At 75.6% G+C, this 5,500-nt stretch carries 2 protein-coding genes; both read left to right on the top strand.

Translation table 11 applies throughout. From position 1 onward, the window contains the following. A partial coding sequence (locus EBL84_RS16565) for an alpha-2-macroglobulin (RefSeq protein ID WP_148040327.1) occupies positions 1–4,808 on the top strand: 4,808 nt, incomplete at its 5' end. An 8-nt stretch (positions 4,809–4,816) separates the two neighbouring features. Then, a partial coding sequence (locus EBL84_RS16560) for a transglycosylase domain-containing protein (protein ID WP_190287993.1) occupies positions 4,817–5,500 on the top strand: 684 nt, incomplete at its 3' end.

The raw sequence follows: 5,500 nt of genomic DNA, 5'->3' as shown, positions 1-5,500 counted from the left end.
CCGCGCTCGCCGCCGCGCTCGCCGCCGCGCGCCTGGCCCCGGAGGACGGTGCCACGCTCGCCCTGCTCGGGCGCGCCTTCGCCGCGCGCGAGTCGTGGCCCGAGGCGATCCGCGCCACCCGCGCCGCGCTCGCCCTGGACGAGGATGCGACGCTGCGCGCCGAGTACGCCCGTCTGCTCGCCGAACACGGCTTCCGGGTGCTCGATCACGCCATCGACGCCGATGCCGCCGCCCCCAGGGTCTGTGTCCGCTTCAGCGAACCGCTCGCCCGCGACCGTGCCGAGATCGACGACTTCGTGCGCGTCGAGGGCGACCCCGACCTCGCCCTCCAACCCGAGCGCGACCAGCTCTGTCTCGATGGCGTACGTCATGGCCAGGGCTATCGGGTGCGGCTGCGCGCCGGGTTGCCGAGTGCCACCGGTGAGGTACTGGCCAGGGACGTCGAGCTCGACCTCTATGTCCGCGATCGCGCCCCGCTCGCCCGCTTCCAGTCGCGCGCCTATGTCCTGCCGCGCGGCAGCGGCGCGCGTCTGCCGGTGGTCTCGGTCAACAGCGCGCGTCTGGCGCTCGAGCTCTACCGGGTCGACGACCGCGCGCTCACCCAGGTGCGCGCCGAGGGCCTGTTCGAGCGCCAGCTCGATCGCTGGTCGCGCGAGCGCATCGCCGAGCGTCTGGGCTCGGCGCTGTGGTCGGGCAGCGTCGCGGTCGATGCCCGTCGCAACCAGGAGGTGAGCACCGGCATCCCGCTCGACGCCCTGGTCGAGCGCTTCGAGCCGGGGGTCTATCTGCTTACCGCACGCCCGCAGGAGCTGTCCGCCGAGCGTGACGAGTCGCTGGCGAGCCAGTGGTTCGTGGTCTCCGACCTGGGGTTGAGCGCGCTCACCGGCGCCGATGGGCTGCACGTCCTGGTGCGCGCCCTGGGCACCGCCGAGCCGCGCGCCGGGGTGCGGCTGCGGTTGCTCGCGGTCAACGACCGGGTGCTCGGCGAGACCCGCAGCGACGCCGCGGGCTATGCCCGCTTCGCCCCCGGGCTGCTGCGCGGTCGCGGCGGCGATGCCCCGGCGCTGCTGGTGGCCGAGGCCGAGGAGGCGGCCGGCGATTACGCCTTCCTCGATCTCGCCCGCGCCCCCTTCGACCTGCGCGATCGCGGTGTCGCCGGGCGCCCGCCCGCCGCCGCGCTCGATGTCTTCCTGAGCAGCGAACGCGGCGCCTATCGTCCGGGTGAGTCGGTGGTGCTCACCGCGCTGGTGCGCGACCGGCTCGCCGCCGCCGTCACCGGGCTGACCACCACCCTGGTGGTGGAGCGTCCCGACGGTCATGTCGCCCGGCGTCAGCGGCTCGACGACCAGGGCGGCGGCGCCTACCGCGCTCAGGTCGCGCTCGCCGACACCGCCATGCACGGCACCTGGCGCGCCCGTCTCCACGCCGACCCCGAGGGCCCGGCGCTGGCCGAGGTGGCCTTCCTGGTCGAGGACTTCGTCCCCGAGCGCGTCGATCTCGTCGCCGAGCTGCCGCCCGGTCCGCTCGACCCCGCCGCGCTGCCCGATCTCGGGCTGGAGGCGCGCTATCGCTACGGTGCCCCGGGCGCGGGCCTGCAGCTCGACGGTGAGCTGCGGGTGGTCGCCCGCGATCAGCTCGAGGCCGCGCCCGGGTTCCGCTTCGGTCTCACCGACGAGGACTTCACCCCGCTCGGCGCGGCGCTGCCGACGCGTCGCGCCGATGCCGCCGGCCGGGCGCGGATGCCGTTGGTGCTCCCCGAACTCGACCCCTCCACCAGACCGCTGGCGCTGACGCTGCAGGTGCGCGCGAGCGAGGACGGCGCGCGCCCGGTCGAGCGCCGGTTGACCCGCGCGCTGCGCGATCCGGCGCCCAGGCTCGGCGCGCGCGCACTCTTCGACGATCGGGTCGAGAGCGGCGCCAGTGCCGCCTTCGAGCTGATCGCGCTCGATCCGAGCGGCGAGCGCATCGCCGTCGAGCACGCGCGCTGGACCCTGGCGCGGCTCGAGACCCGCTTCCAGTGGTATCGCCTCGACGATCGCTGGCGCTACGAACCGATCGTCACCAGCCGGCGGGTGGCCAGCGGTGAGCTGGCGCTCGACGCCGAGACGCCGGCGCGGCTCGAGACCGCGGTCGACTGGGGCAGCTATCGACTGACCGTCGAGGATGGCGCCGGTCGGGCGCTGCCGGTCGCGCTCGACTTCGATGCCGGCTGGACCACCGCCCCTGGGTGCGAGGACACCCCGGACCTGCTCGGCGTCACCCTCGATCGTCCCGGCTATGCCGTCGGTGAGCGGGTACGGGTGCGGCTCGAGCCGCGCTTCGCCGGCACCGCGACGGTGCTGGTGCTCGGCGAGCGCTTATTGGCGCGCCGGCAGGTCGAGGTGCCCGCCGAGGGGCTGACCCTGGAGTTGCCGGTCGAGACCGACTGGGGCGCCGGGGCCTATGTCTGCGTGCTGTTGCACCGCCCGCTCGATACCGCCGCCGGGCGCATGCCGGGGCGCGCCATCGGGTTGCGCTGGGTGGCGGTCGATCCCGGTGCGCGCCGCCTCGGCGTCGCCATCGAGGCCCCGGCGCTGGCGCGTCCGCGCGCGCCGCTGGAGGTGACGCTGCAGGTCGCGGGCGCGACCCCGGAGGAGCCGGTCCACGTCACCCTGGCGGCGGTCGACACCGGCATCCTCGCGCTCACCGACCACCCGACCCCGGCCCCCGACGACTGGTACTTCGGGCAGCGCCGTCTCGGCACCGAGATCCGCGATCTCTACGGTCGGCTGATCGACCTGTTCGGCGCCACCCCGGGCGTGGTGCGCAGCGGCGGCGACGGCGGCATCCTCGAGCGCCGTGCGCCGCCGCCGACCGAGCCGCTGCTGGCGCTGCAATCGGCGATCCTCGAGGTCGACGCCGAGGGGCGCGCGCGGGTGCGGCTTGCGCTGCCGCAGTTCGAGGGGCGGGTGCGCCTGGCGGCGATGGCCTGGTCGGCCGATGGGGTCGGGCACGCCGCGCGCGAGCTGCTGGTGCGCGATCCGGTGAGCGTGCGCGCCAGCCTGCCGGCGCTGCTCGCCCCGGGCGATCGCAGCCGCCTCGGGCTGGAACTGACCGCCTTCGAGGGGGTGAGCGGTCCGGCCCGGGTCGAGGTCACCGCGGCCGGACCGTTGCAGATCCCGGTCGAGGCACGGGGCCATGACGTGATGCTCGCGCCCGGTGCGCCGGTGGCGCTCGACCTGCCGTTGAGTGCCACGGCGGCGGGCGAGGGGGCGCTGCGGGTGCGGCTGGTGCCGCCCGTGGGCGCGCCGATCGAGCGTCGCTTCGCCCTCGAGGTGCGCGATCAGCGCGCCGCGACGCTCAGCCGTCGCTGGCACCGTCTCGCCCCGGGCGAGCGCTGGCGGCCCGCCGCCGATGCTCTCGCCGGGCTGGCGCCGGCGGGCGCGAGCCTGGTGCTCGCCGATGCTGCGATGACCGGCATCGATGTCGCCGGGCCGCTGCTTGCACTCGATCGCTATCCCTATCGCTGTACCGAGCAGCGGGTCAGCCGCGCCCTGCCGCTGCTTGCGCTCGCCGATCGGGCGCGCGCGCTGGAGGCGCCGCGCGAGGTCGCGGCGCGACTGACCGAGACCCTCGCCGAGGTGCTCGCCAGCCAGCGCGCCGACGGCGGCTTCGGGCGTTGGGGGCAGGACGGCGGCTCGGCCTGGCTCGACGCCTATGTCAGCGACTTCCTGGTTCGCGCCGACGCGCACGGGCTGGCGGTGCCGGCGCAGGCATTGGCGCTGGCGCTCGACAACCTCGCCAACCAGGTCGCCTATGCCCCGGAGTTCAGCCACGGTGGCGAGTCCCTGGCCTATGCGCTGGCGGTGCTGGCGCGGGCCGGTCGCGCCGATCTCGGCGATCTGCGCTATTACCTCGACGCACGGCTCGAGCACTTCGCCACGCCGCTATCGCGCGCCCAGCTCGGCGCCGCACTCGCCCGCTATGGCGAGCAGGAGCGCGCCGCGCGCGCCTTCGCCAGCGCGGTGGCGATGACGCCGCCCGGTGACGCGGACGGCTGGCGCGAGGACTACGGCTCCTGGCTGCGCGATCGCGCCGGGGTGATCGTGCTCGCCGCCGAGTCCGGGGTGGCGCTGGAGGCGCCGGCGCAACTGCTCGCCGGGCTCGATCTCGAGGGCGCGCTCAGTACCCAGGAACTCGCCTGGCTGGCGCGTGCCGCCGGGGTGCTCTCGCGCGGTGATGACGAGGGCGTGTTGCCGTTGCGCCTCGACCCGGCCGCGCTCGCCGCCGCGCCCTGGATCGAGAATCCGGGCGAGGGTCCGCTGACCCTGGTCGAGACCCGGATCGGGGTGCCCGAGGGCGCAGTCGTCGCCGGTGGCGTCGGCTATCGCATCAGTCGCAGCTATCACGACCTCGACGGTCGAGCGCTCGATCCCGCCGCGCTGGTGCAGGGTCAGCAGCTGGTGGTGGTGCTCGATGTCGAGTCGAGCCGGGCGCGGCGCGGACGCTTGCTGGTGGTCGACCCGCTGCCCGGCGGGCTGGCGATCGCCAACCCGCGGCTGCTCGGCGGTGATGCACCCGCCGGGTTCGACTGGCTGGGCGAGACGGTGGAGTGGCCGTTGCACCAGTCCTTCGGGCGCGATGCCCTGGTGGTCGCGCTCGAACGTGACGAGGCGGCGCCACGGCGCTTTCGTCTCGCCTATCGCGCCCGCGCGGTGGCGCCCGGGGTGTTCGCCCTGGCCCCGGCGCGGATCGAGGACATGTACCGACCGCGACTGCGCGGCTGGGGCGCGAGCGGCGAGCTGCGGGTGGCGCCGCCGGCGCCCTGAGCCGGCCGGTGCGGCGCTGGGGTGTCGCGGCGGGGCTGGCGCTGCTGCTCGGTGGCCTGAGCTGGCTGTTCGGCGGCACGGCGCCGGTGCTCGAGGTCCCGGTCGCGGTCGAGGTGCTCGATCGCGACGAGCGACTGCTGCGCGCCTTCCCCGTCGAGGACGGGCGCTGGCGGTTGGCGACCTCCGCCGCCGCGCTCGACCCGGACTACCTCGCCCTGCTGTTGACGATCGAGGACCGGCGCTTCGAGCGTCACCCCGGCGTCGATCCGCGCGCCCTGGCGCGCGCGGCCTGGCAGTGGGCGACACGCGGGCGGATCGTCTCCGGCGGCTCGACCCTGACCATGCAGTTGGCGCGGCTGCGCGCCGGTCACCCGACCCGCACCCCGGCGGCCAAGCTCGCGCAGATCCGCACCGCGCTGGCGCTCGAGCGCGCCTATCCGAAGTCGCGCATCCTCGATGCCTATCTGACCCTGGCCCCCTTCGGCGGCAACCTCGAGGGCGTGCGCGCCGGCGCCCTGGCCTGGTTCGGCAAGGAGCCGCGTCGGCTCGATCTCGCCGAGGCCGCGCTGCTGGTGGCGCTGCCCCAGGCGCCGGAGGCGCGCCGCCCGGACCGCCATCCCGAGGCCGCGCGTCGCGCCCGCGACCGGGTGCTGTCGCTGGCCGAGGCCGCCGGGCTGATCGACGCTCGAGAT

Origin of the sequence: Marichromatium sp. AB31 (genome assembly GCF_003718685.1) — a bacterium.
In the GTDB taxonomy this organism is placed as follows: domain Bacteria; phylum Pseudomonadota; class Gammaproteobacteria; order Chromatiales; family Chromatiaceae; genus Marichromatium; species Marichromatium gracile.
This window is presented reverse-complemented; position numbering and strand designations above follow the sequence as displayed.